The organism is Pseudoalteromonas sp. SR45-6, from assembly GCF_014163545.1.
Taxonomy (GTDB): domain Bacteria; phylum Pseudomonadota; class Gammaproteobacteria; order Enterobacterales; family Alteromonadaceae; genus Pseudoalteromonas; species Pseudoalteromonas rhizosphaerae.
In genome coordinates, this window is the sequence record NZ_JACJDM010000012.1 from 17,785 (window position 1) to 39,300 (window position 21,516).

General features: G+C 39.9%; 18 protein-coding genes. 4 read left to right on the forward strand and 14 right to left on the reverse strand.

Going from position 1 to position 21,516, the window contains the following annotated elements; translation table 11 throughout:
• Positions 1 to 24 precede the first annotated feature (24 nt).
• The 11 genes from nusB to H5158_RS07805 all read right to left on the reverse strand — a co-directional run bounded on the left by nusB (position 25) and on the right by H5158_RS07805 (position 11,764).
• Positions 25 to 435, reverse strand: coding sequence for a transcription antitermination factor NusB (gene nusB, locus H5158_RS07755; protein WP_145241131.1), 411 nt, complete (start codon positions 433 to 435; stop codon positions 25 to 27).
• Between the two features lie 15 nt (positions 436 to 450).
• Complete coding sequence (gene ribE / locus H5158_RS07760; protein WP_145241133.1) at positions 451 to 915, reverse strand: 6,7-dimethyl-8-ribityllumazine synthase; 465 nt, start codon at positions 913 to 915, stop codon at positions 451 to 453.
• 101 nt (positions 916 to 1,016) lie between these two features.
• Positions 1,017 to 2,129 carry a bifunctional 3,4-dihydroxy-2-butanone-4-phosphate synthase/GTP cyclohydrolase II gene (gene ribBA / locus H5158_RS07765; protein ID WP_145241135.1) on the reverse strand — a complete coding sequence of 371 codons (1,113 nt, stop codon included), beginning with the start codon at positions 2,127 to 2,129 and terminating at the stop codon, positions 1,017 to 1,019.
• Between the two features lie 29 nt (positions 2,130 to 2,158).
• On the reverse strand, positions 2,159 to 2,812 hold the full coding sequence (locus H5158_RS07770) for a riboflavin synthase (protein WP_182718316.1): 654 nt from the start codon (positions 2,810 to 2,812) through the stop codon (positions 2,159 to 2,161).
• 12 nt (positions 2,813 to 2,824) lie between these two features.
• The gene (ribD, locus tag H5158_RS07775; protein WP_182739781.1) at positions 2,825 to 3,967 is read right to left on the reverse strand and encodes a bifunctional diaminohydroxyphosphoribosylaminopyrimidine deaminase/5-amino-6-(5-phosphoribosylamino)uracil reductase RibD; all 1,143 of its coding nucleotides are present in this window, start codon (positions 3,965 to 3,967) and stop codon (positions 2,825 to 2,827) included.
• Between the two features lies 1 nt (position 3,968).
• Positions 3,969 to 4,418: a transcriptional regulator NrdR gene (gene nrdR, locus H5158_RS07780; RefSeq protein WP_016708083.1), complete on the reverse strand. Its 450-nt coding sequence runs from the start codon at positions 4,416 to 4,418 to the stop codon at positions 3,969 to 3,971.
• A 102-nt stretch (positions 4,419 to 4,520) separates the two neighbouring features.
• On the reverse strand, positions 4,521 to 5,777 hold the full coding sequence (glyA, locus tag H5158_RS07785) for a serine hydroxymethyltransferase (protein ID WP_145241140.1): 1,257 nt from the start codon (positions 5,775 to 5,777) through the stop codon (positions 4,521 to 4,523).
• Between the two features lie 735 nt (positions 5,778 to 6,512).
• Entirely contained in the window at positions 6,513 to 7,796 is a 1,284-nt protein-coding gene (gene thrC / locus H5158_RS07790; protein ID WP_182739782.1) for a threonine synthase, read from the reverse strand.
• Between the two features lie 18 nt (positions 7,797 to 7,814).
• Positions 7,815 to 8,741: a homoserine kinase gene (thrB, locus tag H5158_RS07795; RefSeq protein WP_182718313.1), complete on the reverse strand. Its 927-nt coding sequence runs from the start codon at positions 8,739 to 8,741 to the stop codon at positions 7,815 to 7,817.
• 9 nt (positions 8,742 to 8,750) lie between these two features.
• The gene (thrA, locus tag H5158_RS07800; RefSeq protein ID WP_182739783.1) at positions 8,751 to 11,168 is read right to left on the reverse strand and encodes a bifunctional aspartate kinase/homoserine dehydrogenase I; all 2,418 of its coding nucleotides are present in this window, start codon (positions 11,166 to 11,168) and stop codon (positions 8,751 to 8,753) included.
• A gap of 230 nt (positions 11,169 to 11,398) precedes the next feature.
• Complete coding sequence (locus tag H5158_RS07805; protein ID WP_179959161.1) at positions 11,399 to 11,764, reverse strand: response regulator; 366 nt, start codon at positions 11,762 to 11,764, stop codon at positions 11,399 to 11,401.
• A 281-nt stretch (positions 11,765 to 12,045) separates the two neighbouring features.
• Between H5158_RS07805 and H5158_RS07810 the strand changes: the two genes are divergently transcribed.
• Complete coding sequence (locus H5158_RS07810; RefSeq protein WP_182718311.1) at positions 12,046 to 13,809, forward strand: HAMP domain-containing sensor histidine kinase; 1,764 nt, start codon at positions 12,046 to 12,048, stop codon at positions 13,807 to 13,809.
• 121 nt (positions 13,810 to 13,930) lie between these two features.
• Complete coding sequence (gene rdgC, locus H5158_RS07815) at positions 13,931 to 14,842, forward strand: recombination-associated protein RdgC (RefSeq protein ID WP_145241151.1); 912 nt, start codon at positions 13,931 to 13,933, stop codon at positions 14,840 to 14,842.
• 66 nt (positions 14,843 to 14,908) lie between these two features.
• Here the strand turns inward: rdgC and H5158_RS07820 are convergent, their stop codons facing one another.
• Positions 14,909 to 15,748 carry an HDOD domain-containing protein gene (locus tag H5158_RS07820; protein ID WP_182739784.1) on the reverse strand — a complete coding sequence of 280 codons (840 nt, stop codon included), beginning with the start codon at positions 15,746 to 15,748 and terminating at the stop codon, positions 14,909 to 14,911.
• 283 nt (positions 15,749 to 16,031) lie between these two features.
• Between H5158_RS07820 and H5158_RS07825 the strand changes: the two genes are divergently transcribed.
• The gene (locus H5158_RS07825; RefSeq protein WP_182739785.1) at positions 16,032 to 17,732 is read left to right on the forward strand and encodes a dipeptidyl-peptidase 3 family protein; all 1,701 of its coding nucleotides are present in this window, start codon (positions 16,032 to 16,034) and stop codon (positions 17,730 to 17,732) included.
• 67 nt (positions 17,733 to 17,799) lie between these two features.
• Here H5158_RS07825 and H5158_RS07830 read toward each other — a convergent pair whose 3' ends face one another.
• Positions 17,800 to 18,543, reverse strand: coding sequence for an ABC transporter substrate-binding protein (locus H5158_RS07830; RefSeq protein ID WP_182739786.1), 744 nt, complete (start codon positions 18,541 to 18,543; stop codon positions 17,800 to 17,802).
• A 135-nt stretch (positions 18,544 to 18,678) separates the two neighbouring features.
• On the reverse strand, positions 18,679 to 19,074 hold the full coding sequence (locus tag H5158_RS07835) for an HIT domain-containing protein (protein ID WP_182718309.1): 396 nt from the start codon (positions 19,072 to 19,074) through the stop codon (positions 18,679 to 18,681).
• Between the two features lie 116 nt (positions 19,075 to 19,190).
• Between H5158_RS07835 and H5158_RS07840 the strand changes: the two genes are divergently transcribed.
• Entirely contained in the window at positions 19,191 to 21,416 is a 2,226-nt protein-coding gene (locus H5158_RS07840) for a S9 family peptidase (protein ID WP_182718308.1), read from the forward strand.
• Positions 21,417 to 21,516 lie beyond the last annotated feature (100 nt).

The window sequence follows — 21,516 nt, forward strand, 5'->3', positions numbered from 1 at the left end:
GCCGGCTCTCCTTTTACGGTCGCATTACTTACGTAAATGCTTTACCGCTTTATCAAGTACACCATTAACAAATTTATGGCTGTCTTCAGCGCCAAATATCTTAGCAAGCTCAATACCTTCGTTGATAGCAACTTTATAAGGTACATCTTCACGGAATTTCAGCTCATAGCTGCTTAAACGTAAAATAGCGCGTTCAACTTGGTCTAACTCGTTAAATGGACGAGTTAAATGTGGCGATACTGCTTCGTCTAGTTGCTTATGATTTATAGCAACACCACGCGAAAGATCTTTAAAGTATTCAACATCAATTTTAGTCACATCGTTTTCGATCAACATTTGTTGTTCGATATCGGCAATGGCATTGCCACTTAATTGCCAAGAATAAACGGCTTGAAGTGCTAAGATACGTGCTTTACGTCTTGCTGCTGGTTTCACAAAAATTCCTTAAACTTAAATTTTATCTAACACATTAACCATTTCAAGTGCGCCTAAAGCAGCTTCGCCGCCTTTGTTGCCCATTTTAGTGCCAGCGCGTTCAATCGCTTGCTCAATGCTTTCAGTGGTTAATACGCCAAATGCAATCGGGATATCATACTCAAGCGACACTTGCGCTAAGCCTTTATTTGATTCGCCAGCGACAAGATCAAAATGTGGTGTACCACCTCTGATCACAACGCCTAAAGCGATGATTGCATCATACTCTTTTTTTGCTGCAACGCGTTTCGCCGCTAAAGGTAATTCTACCGCACCTGGTACATAAACTACGGTAATATCATCATCAGATACACCACCAGTACGTTTTAATTCATCAACAGCACCAGCTAATAGGCTGCTACCAATAAAGTCATTAAAACGAGAAATAACGATAGCGAATTTCTTGCCAGGAGCGTATTTATTACCTTCAATAATTTTCATTCGATAACCCTAAAAAATAAGTTCAAGCGGTTGCGATTGCGCAAAAATTGCTGCGCATCATACCATATAAATAAAATAATAGCCTAGTTTAAGCGTTGTGCTTATTGTGGCTCTACGTAGTCAACCACTTCTAAGTGAAAGCCCGATAACGCATGGTACTTTTTAGGTAAGCTCATCAAACGCATTTTTTCAATGCCCAAGTCAGCTAAAATTTGTGACCCTACGCCTACGGTGCGTGAAGTACCTTGGAATTTACGATGCGCTACCGTCTCACCAGCATCTTCTGCAGCAAACGCTTTGACTGTCGCTTCTAGTTCTTCGGTGCATTCTTGCTTACCTAGAATAACTAACACACCTTGATGCTTTGCAATATAAGCCATGGCATCTGACAAGCCCCAGCTTCTATCGGCACTGCGATCAGATAACAAAATATCATTGAAGGTACTTTTTAAATGAACCCGTACTAAGGTTGGTTCATTCGTTTTAACCTCACCATTTAACAGCGCATAATGTAACTGGCCGTCAATGGTATCTTTATAAGTAACTAAGTCAAACTCACCATGTACGGTTGGCAACTTACATTTTGCCACTTGCTCAATAGTGGTTTCATTCATGTTACGGTATTCAATTAAATCAGCAATAGTGCCAATTTTGATATTATGTTGCTCAGCAAATACTTCTAAATCAGGACGACGCGCCATGGTGCCATCAGCATTAAGAATTTCCACAATTACTGATGAAGGCTCTAAACCGGCTAAGCGGGCTAAATCACAACCGGCTTCAGTGTGACCGGCACGCGTTAATACGCCACCTGGTTGTGCCATAATAGGAAAGATATGCCCAGGTTGAACGATATCACTTGGTACAGCACCTTTGGCAATCGCAGCTTGCACAGTACGAGCGCGATCTGCAGCAGAAATTCCCGTAGTCACACCTTTCGATGCTTCAATCGACATCGTAAAGTTAGTCGAAAATGCCGCACCATTGTTTTTTACCATTAATGGTAAATCAAGTTGCTCACAGCGCTCTTGAGTCATTGTTAGGCAAATTAAGCCGCGACCATGAGTGGCCATAAAATTGATCGCTTCAGCACTAATGTGCTCGGCTGCGATAATTAAATCGCCTTCATTTTCTCTGTCTTCATCATCCATTAAAATAACCATTTTACCGGCTTTAATGTCATCAATAATTTCTTGTGCGCTGTGTAAATTCATAATCTGCTCGTGTAAGTTGTGGAGTGCGTTTATTTAATAAAACCGGCTTGGGCGAGTAAACTCATCGAAATATCTGAACTAGCTGGCTGCTCTGCCCCTTTGATCAAACGCTCTAAATAACGCGCGATTTGATCTACTTCTAAGTTCACTTGCGTGCCTACTTTAAAATCAGCAATAGTTGTTTGCTCACTAGTGTGCGGCACAATTGTCAGTTTAAATTTATTATCTGCTACTGCATTTACTGTTAGGCTAATACCATCAATGCATACCGAGCCTTTATAAGGAATATATTTCATTAGTTCTACATCGGTGCTTAACCAGTACTCAACGGCACGCGCATTAGGCGTAATTGCGGTAATAGTCGCGATGCCATCAACATGCCCTGAAACTAAGTGGCCACCTAAACGAGATACTGGCTGCATGGCTTTCTCAAGGTTTACAGTTTGCCCTTGTTTATAGTGAGCAAATCCCGTTAAACTGATCGTCTCATTTGATAAGTCAGCGCTAAATCCATCACTGTGCTTGGCCACAACCGTTAAGCAAACCCCATTAGTTGCAATGCTATCGCCTAAATTTACATCGGCCATATCAAGGTTATTACTTTTAATGCGGATAGCTAAATCGCCTTGCTTTTGTTGTAACTCGCTAATAGTGCCCGTCGCTTCGATGATCCCAGTAAACATAGTGGTTACTCTTTAATTATTTGGTTTAGATGAGGCTTTGCGTGGTGTCGCCGTGATACGAATATCGTCACCGATACACACACACTCATTAATTGATAAATTAACAACGTCTTGCATACTTGTCAGCTCTGTAAAGTTTAGTAAGCTTTTGCCGTCATTCCCTAACAACTTCGGCGCCAGATAAACAATATATTCATCAATTAAATTACATTCAGTCATTTGGCCCGCTAAGGTTGCCCCTGCCTCTAACCAAATATGATTAAACTGTTGCTGCGCTAGAAGTTTCATGGCAGCCACTAAATCAACTTTATTATTTTTTTCTGGTACTACAATATGGCTTACGTAATGAGGCCATTGCTGTGATTTATCAAGTTCAGTGGTAAGAATAATTACTTCACTGGCAATGCTAAATAATGCTAGCTCAGGTGTTAAACGATTTTGTGAATCAATAATAATACGTACAGGTTGGCGTACAGGTAATTGCGTTGGTAACGGCTCTGGCAGCTCATCAACACGAACATTGAGTTTTGCATTATCAACTAATACTGTGTCCGCGCCGGTTAAAATAGCGCAGCTTTGTGCGCGCTGTAGTTGCACATCTTGGCGAGCCTTAGGGCCAGTTATCCACTTACTTTGACCGTTTTTAAGTGCCGTTTTACCATCAAGGCTTGCGGCCATTTTGCAGGTAATAAATGGCATACCTTGCTCCATGCGCTTTAAAAAGCCACGGTTTAACAGCCTTGCTTGTTGTTCTAACAAACCTGACGCAACCTCAATGCCCGCGTCCGCTAAAATAGCTAAACCTTTACTGGCCACCTGCGGGTTTGGATCAACCATAGCAGCAATTACTTTTACCACGCCAGCAGCTTTTAAACCTTCGGCACACGGCGGTGTGCGACCAAAATGGCTACAAGGTTCAAGCGTGACATAAGCAGTTGCACCAAAGGCTTGGCTACCCGCCATTGCTAATGCATTCACTTCAGCATGGCCTTGGCCGGCAACTTGATGAAAACCTTCACCAACAATAACGTCATTTTTTACTAATACACAGCCAACGTTTGGGTTTGGGGTGGTAGTAAAGCATCCTTGTTTGGCAAGCTCAATCGCTCGGGTCATATAAGAGAAATCTTGTTCGCTAAACTGATATTGGTTCATATCACTCTCCCAAACGGGCAATTTCTTCACCAAATTCACGAATATCTTCGAATGAACGGTATACCGATGCAAATCTGACGTAAGCGACTTTATCGAGTTTTTTCAGCGCTTCCATAATGCATTCGCCAATCAGGTGACTGGAAATCTCACGCTCGCCGGTGGCACGTAATTGCGATTTAATAATATTGACCACTTCATCAACTTGCTCGGTACTGACGGGGCGTTTTTCTAATGCACGGTGTAGACCATTAAGGAGTTTATCTTCATTGAAAGGTTCACGGCTACCGTCTTGTTTGATCACCCGAGGCATTACAAGTTCTGCGCCTTCAAAGGTAGTAAAGCGTTCATGACATTCATTGCATTCACGGCGTCGCCTTACTTGGTGGCCACCTCCCACTAAACGCGAGTCAATCACTTTGGTATCTTTTGCGGTGCAAAATGGACAATGCATAGGTATCAGCTTCCGTTAAAAACAAAAAAGGCCGCTTTTAGGCGGCCTTTATAATAGCAAAAAACTAGGCTATTGTGATCTAAATTACTGTTTGTAACTCAATTAAGCGTAAACAGGTAATTTTTTACAGATTGCTTTAACTTTCTCTTTTACTTGTGCTTGTACTGACTCATCGTTGATGTTGTCTAGTACGTCACAGATCCAGCCAGCAAGCTCTTTAGACTCAGCTTCTTTAAAACCACGGCGTGTGATTGCCGGTGAACCAATACGTAAACCAGACGTTACAAACGGTGAACGTGGGTCATTTGGTACTGAGTTTTTATTTACGGTGATATTAGCATTACCTAAAGCCGCATCTGCGTCTTTACCAGTGATGTCTTTATCAATTAGATCAAGTAAGAACAAGTGGTTTTCTGTTTTATCAGATACGATCTTATAACCGCGCTCTTGCATTACTGCAACCATAGCTTTAGCATTTTTCACAACTTGAGTTTGGTATACTTTAAACTCTGGTTGTAGTGCTTCTTTAAATGCCACTGCTTTGGCAGCGATAATGTGACATAAAGGACCACCTTGGCCACCAGGGAATACTGCACTGTTAAGCTTTTTATAAATAGCTTCGTCGCCACAAGCAGAAATAATCAAACCACCACGTGGGCCGGCTAATGTCTTATGCGTAGTTGTAGTAACAACATGTGCATGTGGTACTGGGCTTGGGTAAACACCAGCAGCAATAAGGCCTGCAACGTGAGCCATATCAACAAACAAGTAAGCGCCTACTTTGTCAGCGATTTCACGGAATTTAGCCCAATCAACAATACCTGAGTATGCTGAGAAACCACCGATGATCATTTTTGGTTTGTGCTCAAGTGCAAGTGCTTCAACTTGTGCGTAATCAATCTCGCCAGTCGCTTCGTCAAGTCCGTATTGGATTGCGTTATAAAGCTTACCAGAGAAGCTTACATGTGAACCATGCGTTAAGTGACCACCATGAGCTAAGCTCATACCTAACACTGTATCGCCAGCATCTAATAAAGCTAAGAACACAGCAGCATTTGCTTGTGAACCTGCGTGAGGCTGAACGTTAGCATAATCTGAGCCAAACAATTCGTTTGCACGGTCAATCGCTAGTTGTTCAACCACGTCAACATGCTCACAACCACCGTAGTAACGCTTGCCCGGATAACCTTCAGCATATTTGTTTGTTAGCTGTGAACCCTGCGCTTCTAGTACGCGTGGGCTACAGTAGTTCTCAGATGCGATAAGCTCGATGTGTTCTTCTTGGCGAGCAGTCTCTTTAGTGATTGCTTCAAATAACTCTGGATCGAAATCCGAAATATTCATGCTACGTTCTAACATGGGGGCTCCTAGGGCAACGTGTATGGTATTTTGAAGGCTGAATTATACGCTGAAAACGTCAATTTGCCTATGGTGTAAAGATGAACATATTAAAACAGGGATTGAATTTAATTCACAGTGTTTTTGTAATGATATTTTTTTATTAAAGCATCAGAAATTTTAATGAATAAAAGCAAATAACATTTACATTATTTATACCTTAATCTGTTGCATTCGCGATTGTTTACACTATTATGATACCAATGTAATCATGGATGATGAACTAATTTACTATGCTAGCTAAACCTATCTACGAATCAATTCCTTATTGTTATGTCATTGTTGGCGGACTTTGCATTTTACTTTTCAGCACTGTTTTACCAACAGCCATTGGTATTTTTTTATTCTTCAATGGTGCCAACATTTGGCGATTACGCTCAAATTCACGGCGTAAAGATCATAAAGTAAATCGCATTAAAGTTAACAAACACTTTTATTATTATGAATTTAAACCATTTATTTTATTTATGTGCGGATTACTCCTAATCCATTGGGTAGCGAATGAATTAGTTATACTTGCAGGGATTATGATCTGCCTTATAGCCATTTTAATTTTTTGTTTACGAGTTCTAAACCGCCGTTCACGTTCAATAGTTTAATTTTCCATTACTGCTATTAAGTACAATTTAAAGCAATAAAAAACGACATTGCTTTCACATATGCCGTTTATTTTTAGTTTTACTGAGCGGGTAAAAACTAACCTAGTTTAGCTAATAATATTTCACGCAGGATATCGTAATCATCTGCGATATCTTCGGCTAAGCATGGTTTAGCTAATGCATCAGCTAGTGGTTTTGGCATTTCAAGTTCAATATTTAAAATCTCTTCAACACTTTCTTTAAACTTAGCCGGATGCGCTGTTGCCAGAAAAATACCAGCAGAATCAGTTGCTAAGTTAGCTTTTAGGCCCTGATAAGCAATCGCTGTATGTGGTTCTGCAACATAGCCTGTTTGATGAATTTTTTTCATCACTGCTTGGGTATCATTTTCATCAACACTAGTTGAATAAAAATCATCATAACTAAACCATTTGTTATCAAGCATGGTTTGTACACGTGGCCAATTATTAGGTTTACTCACATCCATGGCATTAGACAATGACTCGATTGTGGCATTAGGCGCCCAGTTTTTATCAAGGATAAAGCGCGGTACAGTGTCATTTTGATTGGTTGTAGCGCTAAGTTTAGCGACCGGTAAACCAATCACCGCACCGATCATCGCCGCACATACATTACCAAAGTTACCACTAGGTATTGAGATATGTGCTTTGGAGCGCTGCTCTTTTGGTAATTGCGCTATTGCTTCAAAGTAATAACATACTTGTGCAACAAGGCGACTTATATTGATAGAATTAGCTGAATTTAAACCTAAGCGAGATTTAACTTCATCATCTAAAAAGGCATTTTTAACCATCGCTTGGCAATCATCAAAGCTACCATCTACAGCGTAGCAATGGATATTATTACCCAAAGTAGTAAACAATTTTTGCTGTGCTAATGAGATTTTACCTTTTGGAAACAGGATAACCACATCAATATTTGGCTTGTTATAGAACGCATGCGCAACAGCTGCCCCAGTGTCCCCTGAGGTTGCTGTGAGTATTGTGGTTTTTTCACCTTGGCTAAATTGTGCCAAGCACTCAGCCATAAAGCGACCGCCAAAGTCTTTGAATGCAAGCGTTGGCCCATGGAACAACTCTAAACAATAAATATTGTCTTCAACTTCAACTAATTTAACAGGAAAGTTAAAGGCATTTTGCACCATTTGTGCAACCGTATCAGCAGGTAATTCATCACCAATCAAATGCGATAAAATCTTACTGCTACGAGTAACAAAGTCCATATCGAGTAAACTATCAACATCAGCTAAAGGCGCGAGCGATTCAGGGAAAAATACTCCTTGATTACGTCCTAAACCTGTTTTAACCGCTTCAACAAACGACACTTTTTGAGAATCATCTTTTAAATTATGTAATTGCATTATTAGTTCCTTAAATTCTTATAGCTGACGCGTGCCGGCGTTATCGAGTTTACAAATGTGGCAGAAGCCTTGCTCATTAATATAGTTTTGTTCAAGCCACTGTGCGCATTGCTGTGCAGCTTCAAGCGTTTTGCACACGGTAAATAATGTAGGACCAGCACCTGAGATACTGACAATCTCAGCACCAAACTCTGGCAGCGCCGCTTTAGCTTCACTAAAACCGTTGATCAGTGGCGCACGATGCGGCTCCGCTATTTCATCACTCATGATGGAGAGTGCTTCATCAAATCGGCTAGTTAACAATAAAGTACTAAACGCTGATAAGCGCTGCGCAAATTCAACGCTCGCATGCATACTTAGCTGTTTTGGTAACACTGAACGCGCTTTAGCGGTATTAAGTGAAAAACCAGGAAAAGCCGCTACGTAATACCAACGCTCATCAACCGGTAAAGCAATTGATTTATTTGGAATTAAATCACCAGTAAGCTGCAAACCACCCAAGTAACACGGAGTGATATTGTCGTAATGACGACCGCCACTGACAATCGCTTCAAAATCAGCCATTAATTCAATTAACTGCACTTGGCTCAGTGCAGTACCTGCAAACTGATCCAGCGCCGCAAATGTGGCTACTACAGAGCAAGCACTTGAACCAAGACCCGAGCCAATTGGTAAGTTCTTTTTTAATTCCAGTTTAACGCTTGGCATGGTTGGCGCTACATGTTCACGAAAATGCACTAAACACTGATACGCTAAATTTTCACTGGCATCGCTTGGTAGTTTATCTGCGTAATCGCCAGAGCATATAAATTCGTCAAGCTCGCTAGGACTTACCGCAACAACATCACCTAATAACGTGCCATCAATAGGAGCAAGCGCAGCACCTAAGGCATCAAAACCAACTGCAAAATTACCGATTGAGGCTGGAGCATATACTTCGATCATTATACTCTCCTAGCGCGATAACGTTTTTAAGATGTCAGCAAATACCCCGGCCGCAGTCACTGCTGAGCCGGCACCATAACCACGAATAACAAATGGACGTGGTTGATAGTATGCACTCAAAATTGCTAAGGCATTTTCGCCATCACGAATAACAGCCAGAGCATGCTTTTCATCTACCGCTTCAATACCTACTTTGCAGTGGCCTTGTTTGATAGTACCGACATAACGCAACACTTTGCCTTCACTTGCGGCACTTTGAATACGGTCATTAAACGCAGCATCTAAACTTGGCAATTTAGCCATAAATTCGTCAACGTTATCACCTTGGGCAAAGCCCGAAGGAAGCACTGATTCAACTTCGATATCGCTCAACTCTAATTTCATACCTGCTTCGCGGGCAATAATTAATAACTTACGCGCGACATCAGTGCCCGATAAATCATCACGTGGATCTGGCTCAGTAAAACCACTCTCTTTTGCTTTAATGGTTGCCTCAGACAGTGATAAACCATCTTGCAATGCGCCAAACATATATGACAATGAACCGGATAAAATTCCGCTAAATTCAAGTAACTCATCGCCAGCACCAAACAGTGACTGTAAGTTATCGATTACTGGAAGACCTGCACCGACATTTGTTTCGTATAAAAACTTACGATTATTTTTTTGCGTTGCTGTAATTAAATCTTGGTAATAAGCATATGAACTTGTATTGGCTTTTTTATTTGCAGCCACAACGTGGAAACCGGCATTCAAAAAGTCTACATACTGAGCCGCTAAAGCATCTGAAGACGTACAATCAACCAGCACTGGATTGATTAAATGATTTTGCCTAACAAATTGTTCAACCAGTTTGAGGTCAAACGGTTGTTCTGATGCTGCCAACTTTTGCTGCCAATCGTCAAAAGCAATTCCTTCGCTATCAAGATGTAATTGACGTGAATTAGCAACACCATATAAGTTTAGTTTGATATTACGTTTTTCAAGCCATGCTTGCTGACGCTCTAACTGCTTAATAAGTTCTTGGCCAACTAAACCACAGCCTAATAAAAATACATCAATTGATGGGATATGAGTGAAGAAATTTTCGTGACACACTTTTACAGCATCATTACACAGCTCGCCGTCAATCACTGCTGAAATTGCACTTTCAGTTGAATCCTGGGCAATAGCGACAATGTTAACTTGTGCTTGGGCGAGTGATGCGAAAAATTTAGCAGCTAAGCCTTTATGAGCGCGCATATTATCACCCACTAAAGTAACGATTGCTAAATTACGCTGCACCTGTACAGGTTCAATTAGTCCCGCCTGTGATTCAAGCTCAAACGCAGTTTGCAATGCCTCAAGAGCCAATGGCAAATCTGATTCATGGACACAGAAGCTGATGCTAAATTCACATGACGATTGAGTGATCAGTACAATCGAAACATTATCGTGAGCAAGGGCATTAAAAACTTTTGATGCCATGCCTACTTTACCTTTCATGCCGGGGCCTGAAACCGTTAGCATCGCAAGATTTTGTAAACTAGATAACGCTTTTACCGGCTCCGATGACACATTATCATTACTGATCAGTGATCCTTGTGCATCCGGATTATGGGTATTTTTAATTTCACACGGCACGCCAGCTTTAGCGCACGGTAGAATTGTTTTAGGATGGAGAACTTTGGCACCAAAGTAAGAAAGCTCCATCGCTTCTTTATATGATAAAAAATCAACTTTAGTGGCTTTTTTGATATAACGCGGATCAGCACTGTACACACCATCAACGTCAGTCCAAATTTGACATACTTGCGCTTCTAAACACGCTGCTGCAATTGCGGCTGAATAATCTGAGCCATTACGTCCCAGTGTAGTTAGCTGGCCTTGTTCGTTGCTAGCTGTAAAGCCAGGCATAATATAAATAGTCGCAGGATTAGCTTTTAAAGCCGTTTGAAAACGAATTTTACTCGCCACTAGATCAGCTTCCGCATCAATATGACCATTAGTTGATACAATGCAATCGGTTGCTTCGAGGTAGTGGGCGTTATGTGAGCTTAATAAACACTGCATCAGTGATACACTGATGCGCTCACCAAAACTAATAACATAAGCACGCACTTGATCTGGACAACATTGGATGAGTTTGACACCCGCTAGCTTATTTTGCAGTTCGTTTAAATCAGGCCAGTTTTGAACACTACCATATTCAGCTTCTACGGCTGCTTTTAAGCTTTGGCAACGCTCAATTAATGCGTGCCACTGTGTATCATAATCAAGTCCTTGTTCAGCAGCGCTTGCCAGTGCAACCAATGAATCGGTCATGCCACCTGGAGCGGATAGCACCAATAACATTTCGTCTTTTAATTGTGCTTTAACTAACTGTGCTACCTGTTGTAGGCAGGCAAAGTCAGCAAGTGACGACCCACCAAATTTTAATACTCGCATTTTTTATGTTTCCTCATCCCATAAAACGAAAAAAGGCCTGTGTTCGTTGTGAACACAGGCCTTTAAATTTGTTGCACCGACCTATGCCACTATCCAGTAAGAATGGTGGTTGTAATAATAATGGTCAATGCGTGATTATTTGTTTTCATAACCCTTAGACTGCCTTAAACAGGCCTATTCTGTCAACCCCAAATAAAAAGATAAATTATGCTTTTTGATTATAAAGAAATCTAATGAATGCCGAATTTATGCAGTATTTCATTTAATCTTGTTTTATCTATCGGCTTATCAACGAAGGCTATAGCTCCCAACTTAGCGACACGTTGTTTCATTTCAAGTTGAATATCTGCCGAGATAACCAGCACAAAGCATTCAATCTTTTGTGCTTTAATACTCTCAAGAACTTGTACTCCATCGACTTCGGGCATAGTTAAGTCAAGACACAGTAAATCGAAGTTATGTATATGCATTAACTCCAACGCTTCACGGCCATTTTTTGCTTGCATAATATCTGCTGCGATACACTCATTTAAACAGCGTATAACTTGTTTGCGTGCTACTGTTGAATCATCACACACCAGTACGGAAAAATTCATAATATAGACAACTAAAATACGTATAATAGATTACTGAGTAGACAACAAATCACTCAGTAAATAATAATGTTATAATACTGTTGTGATTTTATAACACAAAAATTTAACAGCGATAAGCTTAAGTTTTTGCTGAAAAAAGAAAATTAACAATGTTTGTACTGTTAAATAAGATTATTTTATTTATTTTTAAACATTTATTAGCTAACTTTAGTACTGAGTGTACTCGTTGCTAGGGTATTAATTAAGCTTTGTGAAAAAAATAAAGGAGCTATAGGCCACCGATGCTACAAAAAAGCCTATCAAAAAAGCTACTTACCAGCGTGTTATCCGTCTACTTTTTATTAACTTTTGTAGTCACGTGCGGGCAAGTTATTGCAGAATATGTAAACACGAAAGATTATATACGTGACGAACTGACGACCTTACAAAAAACATTTAGTCGTAGTTTAACCCGTGCTATTTGGGAGCTAAACACTAAACAAACCATCACCACAGCAGAAGGCTTATTAGCAATTCCAATGATTGAAGGTATTATTGTGCGTGACGATAGCGGCGAAATAATCTCACAATTAGGTCGCTCACTCGATATTCGCGAGCTATACAGCCAACAATTAGTACAAGAAGAAGCCATTATCGAAGATACTCCATCTGGCTTATTCGGTTATACCTTTCCATTGATCTTTGAATTTTCTGGCCGCGCCACCCAAGTTGGTGATGTCACGCTATTTTCGAGCCGAGAAGTGGTATTTAGTCGCATTATGATCTCAATTTATTTTTTAATTGGCAATGCGATGATCAAAACTACATTTTTAATCATCTTATTCTTAATGGCATTTAGAAAACTACTCACAGAACCTCTAGCACAACTAACAGAGCAAATTGAAGATCTTCAATTAGATGACCTCGAAGGTCAACATATCGAAATTGAAACAACTGAGCACAACGAATTAAAAGTAATGGAGCAATCATTCAATAAGTTGATCGATAAAGTTGTGCAATACCGCAAAGAGCTTGAACAAACTCAAAAAGCATTAATAATAAGTAACGAAAAGCTCGATCAGCAAAATCTACAACTTGAACAAGAAGTGGCACGTAAAACATCAAATTTAAGTCAAGCTATGATGGATTTACAGCAACAAAAATACGAGTTGGAAAAACAAAAACTAACGCTCACCGAAGAAGTTGATTTGCGTCGCCATACTGAACAAGAGCTGCTCACCAAACAAACTGAAATGCAACGCTATGTTGATGAACTCAATATGGCGCAAGAGCGTTTAGTCAGCTCAGAAAAAATGGCTGCTTTAGGTGGTTTAGTCGCCGGTATTACCCACGATATAAATACCCCGGTCGGTATTGGAGTTACAGCCTCATCCTTTTTGCAAGAGCGCCTAATACAAATTGAAAATGCTTACAAAGATAAAACACTCTCGCCTAAAGCACTTGAAGAGTTTATCAATGATGCCAAACAAAGTACTAGCCTATTAACCACTAACCTAGACCGTGCTTCAGAGCTGGTTGCCAGCTTTAAGCAAATTGCGGTTGATCAAGCCAGTGAAGCCGTGCGCACAATCAACCTAAAAGAATACCTTGGTGAAATTATTCGTTCGTTACACCCTAAGATAAAAAATACCAGCCATCATATAAATTTAGATTGCCCGGTAGACTTAACCTTAAATCTACCTGCTGGTGCTATCAGTCAAATATTTACCAACTTGATTATGAATTCATTGATCCACGGCTTTGATGGTGTCAGCAATGGCATTATAGACATTGCTATTAAAGATGAAGATGACCAAGTAATTATCGACTTTAAAGATAATGGTAATGGCGTTACCGAACAGCAACTTGAAAAACTATTTGACCCATTTTTTACGACTAAACGCGATCAAGGCGGCAGTGGTCTGGGCACACACATTACTTTCAATTTGGTTAAGCAAACCTTGAGCGGCGAAATCGATGCGACAAGCTCACCGGGGAACGGCTTGCATTATCATATTAGTTTCCCTAAAGACATGCCAAAACCTTTGTCTATATTTAATAACTAATGCGCCGAGACTGTTTGCCTAACACTTTGCTTAATTGCTAAACGTTTGGCCAATCAGTCATTTGCGCATCAGCTTTTTATTGTTATGATTGGGCAAATTTACCGAATGGATCAATCTCCCTATGTGGTTTAGTAACCTTATTTGTTACCGCTTTAAGCAAGACGTGTCGTACACCCAAGAAGACTTTGAGAAAGCCTTAGAGCAAGATTTATTTCGCCCTTGCGGTAGTCAAGATTTAAGTACATTTGGCTGGACCAAAGCCTTTGGTAAACATGGTGATACCCTTTCTCATTTCTCACAAAAGAGTATTTTGGTTTGTGCTAAACGTGAAGAAAAAGTACTTCCTGCATCCGTTATCAACGACATGGTTGCTGAAAAAATAGAACTTATCGAAGCCGAAGAAAATCGCCCTGTTAAGAAAAAAGAAAAAGACGAGCTCAAAGAAAATATCCTCCATAGCTTATTACCGCAAGCCTTTAAAAAGTCGAGTTTACAGTTTGCCTTTATTGACCAAGAAAATGGCTGGGTAGTCGTTAACAGTGGTAGTTTTAATAAAGCAGAAGAGTTACTGGCACTACTGCGCAAATCATTGGGTACATTGCCGGTAGTTCCTGCATTTGCAAACTATGATTTAGATGTGTTTTTAACGGACTGGTTAACTAACTTCAGTACACCTGAAGGCTTTGCTATAGGCTCTGACGCAGAGCTTGAAGAAGCAGACGATAGCGGTGCTCAAGTTAAGCTTAAAGGCCATGATTTAGCTTGTGATGAAGTTAAATCGCACCTTGAAAGCGGTAAACGCGTAACTAAACTTGCACTAGATTGGCAAGAGCGCCTGAAGTTCATGCTGCAAAATGATGGCTCTATTAAGCGCTTAAGCTACTCTGAAACATTAAAAGAAGAAAACGCCGACATCCCTAAAGAAGATATGTTAGTCAAACTTGATGCTGACTTTATTCTCGCTTCTGAAGAAATTAAGCTAATGCTAGAAGAACTTACGGCTGGTTTAGGTGACGTTGAAGATTTAGCCTAAATTTTGACTAAGTTTTAAATACTAAAAAAGCGCCCTATTGGCGCTTTTTTTAACTGACGACTTAGCTTAATTAAATACTGATTTCACATCATCAAGCATATCGTTGTATTCATCACTTGAGAAAATATCCAGTGATGGGATCACACCTTTATCAATGTAAGTTTGTAATGCCGCTGACTTATCTGAAACTTGTAAAATACCTTCCATAATCGCACCGATACGAATGAAATCAGCATAGCTAATATGTTCTGGACGATAGTTAGGATTGGCCCAGCTTTCTGCTACTTCAACAAATTCATCAGTAAACTCCCAAGCGCGCATGATGGCTCCCCCTACTTTACCGCTAAGCTTTTGAATCGCATGCGCTAAAAAGCTTGGATTGGCAAATACTTCTGGGTGACGTTCCGCTTCCGTCAAAATAGGCAATACACCAATGTTATAAACCAATGATGCGAGTGTAATGGTGTCACGATTCAATGAGGTCTGCTTGTTTTTCTTAAGGAAAAACTCCATCACAGTAATTGAGTGACATGCTACTTTTAAAGTTTTCTGCCATGCCTTATCCATATAACCTTTGATCAGCTCATTATTTGAAACAAATAGTTGCTCCATCGCCATTGCTGTTGCGATATTTTTGATCTGACGCAGACCAATTCTCGTTACCGCTTGATTTATATTAGAAACTTTAACTGTGCGCCCCATAAAAGCACTATTTGCGACTTTTATCATCCGTGCTGCTAATGCCGGATCATGAGAGATCACATCAGCCATTTGCGCTAAATTTACATCTGGATTATCGGCAGCTTGACGTACACGAACCGCAACCTCAGGCAAGGTTGGTAAAACTAACGTGTCATTATTAATACGATCAACCAAAATGGTCAGTAGTGCGTTTTCTGTTGACATAAATGTGCCATCCTTTTGTATTGATTTTTTAATACATCCAAACCATGGAATGTTTATTTCTTATAGATACAGTATTGTCTAAGTTACCGCTAAAGTTAAGGAAATTATAGAAATTATGTTAGTTTATTTTTCTACTACAGTTTATATCCCTTCGCTTAGACCATCGCAACACAGGAAACTTGCTATTTGCGCATAAGATTTGCTTTAATGCTGGCATAACAAGGAAGCGAAATACCCTCTCAAGGGTATCTATAATTAAACTTACTTTTTAACAGGCAATATAATGACTCTCAATAAAATTAGCCAAGCACTTATTCTTACCGGTGCCGTTTTTCTTAGTGCATGTTCTGATCAAGCCAGCGCACCTAAAGCGTCAAATGCTGCTGCAGCCCCTACAAAGCAAGTACAAGATAGCGGCCCACAACTTATTAACGCTGACACTAGTCGCCTTGATATCTATACCGATTTTAGTTTAACCACTGATTTATCACATTTAAGCGACAACCAAAAAGCGTTAATAGCAAAACTTATTGATGCGTCTAAAATTATGGATGATCTATTCTGGCGCCAAGCATTTGGTGAAGATAAAGCGGCATTTTTAGCCAAAATCAATGATCCTAAAGTACAAAAATTTGCCGATATTAACTATGGACCATGGGATAGATTAAATGGCGATCAAGTCTTTTTGTCAGGCTATGAAGATAAAACAGCCGGAGCTCAATTTTATCCAGCCGATATCTCTAAAGAAGAGCTAAACAAGGCTGACGTAGCAGATAAAAATGGTCTGTATTCAGTCATTAAGCGAGATGAACAAGGCAAGCTGTATAGCGTTGCCTATTCGGTTGAATATGCTAAAGCGCTTGAAAAAGCAGCTAACTTATTACGTGAGGCGAGCAAGCTTGCCGATGATAAAGAGTTTGCTAGTTACCTGAACTTACGTGCAGATGCACTACAAAACGATGATTATCAAGCATCAGACTTTGCTTGGATGGACATGAAGAACAACCCCATCGATATCGTTATTGGTCCAATCGAAACCTATGAAGATCAATTGTTCGGCTCTCGCGCAGCCTTTGAATCGTATGTCTTAGTGAAAGATTTAGCATGGTCAGAGCGCCTTGCTAAATTTGCAGCATTTTTACCAGAGCTACAAAAAGGCCTCCCTGTTGATGCCAAATACAAACAAGAAGTGCCTGGCTCTGATGCGGACTTAAATGCATATGATGTTGTTTACTACGCAGGTCATTCTAATGCTGGCAGTAAAACTATTGCCATTAACTTACCAAATGACGAACAAGTACAACTTGAAAAAGGCACTCGCCGTTTACAACTGAAAAATGCTATGCGCGCTAAGTTTGATAAAATATTGGTGCCAATCGCTGAGCAGTTAATTGTTCCTGAGCAACGTAAACACATTACTTTCGATGCATTTTTTGCCAATACCATGTTCCACGAAGTCGCTCATGGTTTAGGGATAAAAAATACTATCACAGATAAAGGCACTGTTCGTCAGTCTTTACAAGAACATGCCAGTGCTTTAGAAGAAGGCAAAGCCGATATCTTAGGCTTGTACATGGTTGAGCAGTTACTCAAAAAAGGTGAGATCACAGAGGGAACACTTGAAGATTATTACATCACTTTTATGGCCGGTATTTTCCGCTCAGTGCGTTTTGGCGCATCAAGTGCCCATGGTAAAGCAAATATGATCCGCTTTAACTTTTTCGCAGAAGAAGGTGCATTCTCTAAAAATGAGCAAGGCCTTTACAGCGTAAATATGGAAAAAATGGGCCAAGCAATGGCCAAGCTATCTGGTTTGATCTTAACCTTACAAGGTGATGGTGATTATGAGAAAGTTGATCAACTGATTGCCACACATGGTGATATCAAAGTGGAACTTGCTAAAGATTTAGAAAAACTAAGCCAAGCTAATATCCCTGTAGATGTCACCTTTAAACAAGGTAAGAAAGAGTTAGGTTTAGAGTAATATAATTAATACTAAAAAGGCGTTTTAGGGGCTCACCTAAAACGCCTTTTTTAATTCAATATTGCTATTACGGGAATGCTAAACCATATTTTTCACTCATTTTTTTTACTTCACCATTAGCAATCATATTATTTAATTCTTTATCGAATAAGGTAATAAACTCATTTAAATTACGTTTTTTTGAAAAACCAAAGTAGCCTTTATTAACAATTAATGGCGGCTGTAACTGTTTCACTTGATTGGCTAAACTTAACTGCTTAATAACGGGCTGTGCGGCTCTTGGATGAGTCACTATAATATCGACACGGTCATGAATTAATTGCAAAAAACTGGCTTCAACAGTGCCCACTTCAGAAATTTCTAACTGACTTTTATATCGCTCAAAATCGTCACTATAGTTCCAACCTAGGGTTAACCCTATCGATAACTCTTTTAATGTCTCTAAATTATTATGCCACTGAAATTCATTACTATTTTTGACATAAAAAACCAGCGGGTCTTGATAGAAAGCAGCCTCACTATAAACCATATACTGCTCTCTAATAGCCGACTTATAAGGACCTATAAATGCATCAGCCTTACCAAGCTCAACCATTTTTAGCGCCCGTTTAAAAGGCAAAATATCAATTTTAATTTGGCAACCTAAACGCAGGCAAATTTCACCTGCGATGTCGGCGCCTAAGCCTTCTATTTGACCTTGTTCATTTTTTTCAAGTACCGACGGAAAGGTGGTACCAACAAAGTAAAATGTATTTGCAGCACTGTGATGCGAAAATACACTTAGCAAGGTAAACAATACAAAAGCTTTCATCAGTTAGTTTGCAATCCCTATATACTGAGTGTAATAAACAGCCACGATTTAGTGACCCTAAGCATAGTCTATTTTTACCCAACGAAAAATCATAATACTGTGATCAAACTCTATTATGTAAACACTCAACCACGATTAAAAATGTGTTTTTAAACGTGCCAATTGCTCTTCACTATAAGGCACTGCGGGATATTTACCCCATACTGGCGCAGGCCATGCGACATCGGTTTTATAGCGAGCAATATGATGAATATGTAACTGTGGAACCATGTTACCAAGCGCTGCGACATTAAGTTTATCTGGGTTAAGTACCTCTTTGAGTAGCCGACTTAACTTCGCTGACTCTTGCATTAGCAATACCTGTTCAGACTCGCTTAGATCAATGCTCTCTTTTAAATTCGCTTTACGAGGCACTAAAATAAACCACGGGTATTGACTATCATTCATAAGTAACACTTTGCATAATGGCCAATCGGCCAGTTCAATACAATCACGTACAAGTTCTGGAGCTAAAGAGAATTCAACGGTCATTTTTATTCCTTACAAATTAAGTGCATTACATTTTCGCTACTTTATAGCATTTAGTTGCAGTTGCCCACGCTTGGCTTTACCATCGTTGCAGTTTTTATTCGAGCGAAGGTAAACACGTGTTAAAAAAAATTAAACACCTCTCATACTTGCTACCTTTGGTGGCAACAGCCATCACAGTGCAAGCGAAGCCTCTTACTTTAGAACGTATTTTTGATGATCCAAGTTTAGCGGGTAAAGCACCTGTACAGCTTAAGTTTTCACCAGACGGTAGCCGAGTTACCTACCTGCAAGGTAAAAGCGACGATTACAACCGTTATGATTTGTGGGAATATAATTTAAAAGATAACAAAAATCGTATTTTAGTCGACTCTGCCAAACTTTTTTCAGGCCCTGAAAACCTCTCTGACGAAGAAAAAGCACGCCGTGAGCGCCAACGTATTTTTGGTAAAGGTATTTTAGAATACAAATGGTCTAAAGACGGTAAAGCCTTGTTATTTCCACTTAATGGTGACCTCTATTATTACGAGCTAGGAGCAGGAAAAAGCCGTAAACTGACCGATACTGAGGCATTTGAAACCGACGCACGCTTTTCACCAAAAGGAAACTTTGTCTCGTTTGTCCGTGAACAAAATCTTTATGCGCTAAATCTTAAATCAGGTAAAGAAATTCAGCTGAGTAAAGATGGCGGCGGTGTGATCAAAAACGCCATGGCGGAGTTTGTCGCGCAAGAAGAAATGGGCCGAATGACAGGTTATTGGTGGTCTGGTGATGAATCAAAAATAGCCTTCACTCGCATTGACGAAAGCCCAGTTAAAGAAGCTATCCGCAATGAAATTTACGCTGATGAAGTGAAACTGTTTAACCAACGCTACCCATTTACCGGCACTAATAATGTAAAAATTCAACTTGGTGTGGTTAAGCTTGATAATCAAAAAACTGATTGGGTTGATTTAGGTAAAGATGAAGACATTTACATTGCCCGTGCAAAATGGTTAGAAGATGATAAAACGCTATCGTATCAGTGGCAAAACCGCTCACAGCACAACTTAGAATTGCGCTTTTATAACAGCGAAACTACAGAGCAAAAAGTAGCCTTAACAGAAACTAGTGATAGCTGGATCAACTTACATTTTGATCTACAGTTTTTGAAAGATAAAAAACATTTTGTTTGGGCCTCTGAGCGCAATGGCTTTAAGCATTTATATCTATATCGTACCAATGGTAAGTTAGTGCGTCAGATCACCGATGGTGACTGGGTGGTTGATAGCTTAAAAGGTATTGATGAGAAAAAAGGCATTGTCTACTTTGCCGGACGCAAAGACACGCCTTTGGAAAGCCAGCTATACAGTGTTCCACTGTTTAAAAAGGGCGATATTAAACGTATCACGGAGCAAGGTGCTTATCACAATGTGGTAATGGCAAAAGACAGTAAAACTTTTATTGATAACAGTTCATCGGTTAACAAACCAAACTCAGCGGCACTGCGTAAAGTAAACGGTGAATTTGTTACTTGGTTAGAGCAAAATAAACTTGATGAAAACCATCCACTGACCCCTTATCTTGCTGATCTAGCTGAGCCTGAATATGGCACTTTGACTGCTGATGATGGTCAAGTGATGCACTATCGTTTATTTAAACCTGCAACGGTAAATGATGGTAAAAAGCACCCTGTTCTTGTCAATGTCTATGGCGGCCCACATGCACAACGCGTAACCAATAGTTGGCGCAGCAAAAACTTATATTTCCAATATATGGCACAGCAAGGTTATGTGGTATTCCAATTAGATAATCGTGGTTCGTATAATCGTGGTAAAAAGTTTGAAGATGCCATTTACAAACATTTAGGTGTGGTTGAAGTGGCTGATCAAATAAAAGGCGTCGAATTTTTACGTACGCTTGATTATGTTGACCCACAACGCATTGGTATTTATGGTCACAGTTACGGTGGCTATATGGCATTAATGACCATGTTTAAAGCTGGTGATTATTTTCAAGCAGGCGTATCTGGAGCGCCAGTGACTGATTGGGCACTGTATGATACTCACTATACCGAGCGTTATTTAGGACATCCTGATACAAATGCCAAAGGCTATGCAGACAGTGCGGTATTTCCATACGCAGATGGCTTGAAAGGGCCATTAATGATCTACCATGGTATGGCCGACGATAACGTATTGTTTACCCATGCCACTAAGTTATTCAAACAATTGCAAGATAACGAAAAGCAATTTGAAATGATGACTTACCCAGGTTCCAAGCACAGCTTACGGGGTAAACAAGTGCAAACTCACTTGCATCAAACAATCACTAACTTCTTTAATCGTCATTTTGATGTAGAGTAAGTCAGTATTGACTCCCCAAGTTAGACTAAAGGCTGATTGAAAAATCGGCCTTTTTTTTGACTTAATGATAATCCTATTTATTTAAAATAATTTAGACCAA

Excerpts from the sequence above, each read along its gene's own strand:
- ribE (WP_145241133.1), bottom strand. The coding sequence starts at position 915 with ATGAAAATTATTGAAGGTAATAAATACGCTCCTGGCAAGAAATTCGCT.
- ribBA (WP_145241135.1), bottom strand. The coding sequence starts at position 2,129 with ATGAATTTACACAGCGCACAAGAAATTATTGATGACATTAAAGCCGGT.
- H5158_RS07770 (WP_182718316.1), bottom strand. The coding sequence starts at position 2,812 with ATGTTTACTGGGATCATCGAAGCGACGGGCACTATTAGCGAGTTACAA.
- ribD (WP_182739781.1), bottom strand. The coding sequence starts at position 3,967 with ATGAACCAATATCAGTTTAGCGAACAAGATTTCTCTTATATGACCCGA.
- nrdR (WP_016708083.1), bottom strand. The coding sequence starts at position 4,418 with ATGCATTGTCCATTTTGCACCGCAAAAGATACCAAAGTGATTGACTCG.
- glyA (WP_145241140.1), bottom strand. The coding sequence starts at position 5,777 with ATGTTAGAACGTAGCATGAATATTTCGGATTTCGATCCAGAGTTATTT.
- thrC (WP_182739782.1), bottom strand. The coding sequence starts at position 7,796 with ATGCAATTACATAATTTAAAAGATGATTCTCAAAAAGTGTCGTTTGTT.
- thrB (WP_182718313.1), bottom strand. The coding sequence starts at position 8,741 with ATGATCGAAGTATATGCTCCAGCCTCAATCGGTAATTTTGCAGTTGGT.
- thrA (WP_182739783.1), bottom strand. The coding sequence starts at position 11,168 with ATGCGAGTATTAAAATTTGGTGGGTCGTCACTTGCTGACTTTGCCTGC.
- H5158_RS07805 (WP_179959161.1), bottom strand. The coding sequence starts at position 11,764 with ATGAATTTTTCCGTACTGGTGTGTGATGATTCAACAGTAGCACGCAAA.
- H5158_RS07810 (WP_182718311.1), top strand. The coding sequence starts at position 12,046 with ATGCTACAAAAAAGCCTATCAAAAAAGCTACTTACCAGCGTGTTATCC.
- rdgC (WP_145241151.1), top strand. The coding sequence starts at position 13,931 with ATGTGGTTTAGTAACCTTATTTGTTACCGCTTTAAGCAAGACGTGTCG.
- H5158_RS07820 (WP_182739784.1), bottom strand. The coding sequence starts at position 15,748 with ATGTCAACAGAAAACGCACTACTGACCATTTTGGTTGATCGTATTAAT.
- H5158_RS07825 (WP_182739785.1), top strand. The coding sequence starts at position 16,032 with ATGACTCTCAATAAAATTAGCCAAGCACTTATTCTTACCGGTGCCGTT.
- H5158_RS07830 (WP_182739786.1), bottom strand. The coding sequence starts at position 18,543 with ATGAAAGCTTTTGTATTGTTTACCTTGCTAAGTGTATTTTCGCATCAC.
- H5158_RS07835 (WP_182718309.1), bottom strand. The coding sequence starts at position 19,074 with ATGACCGTTGAATTCTCTTTAGCTCCAGAACTTGTACGTGATTGTATT.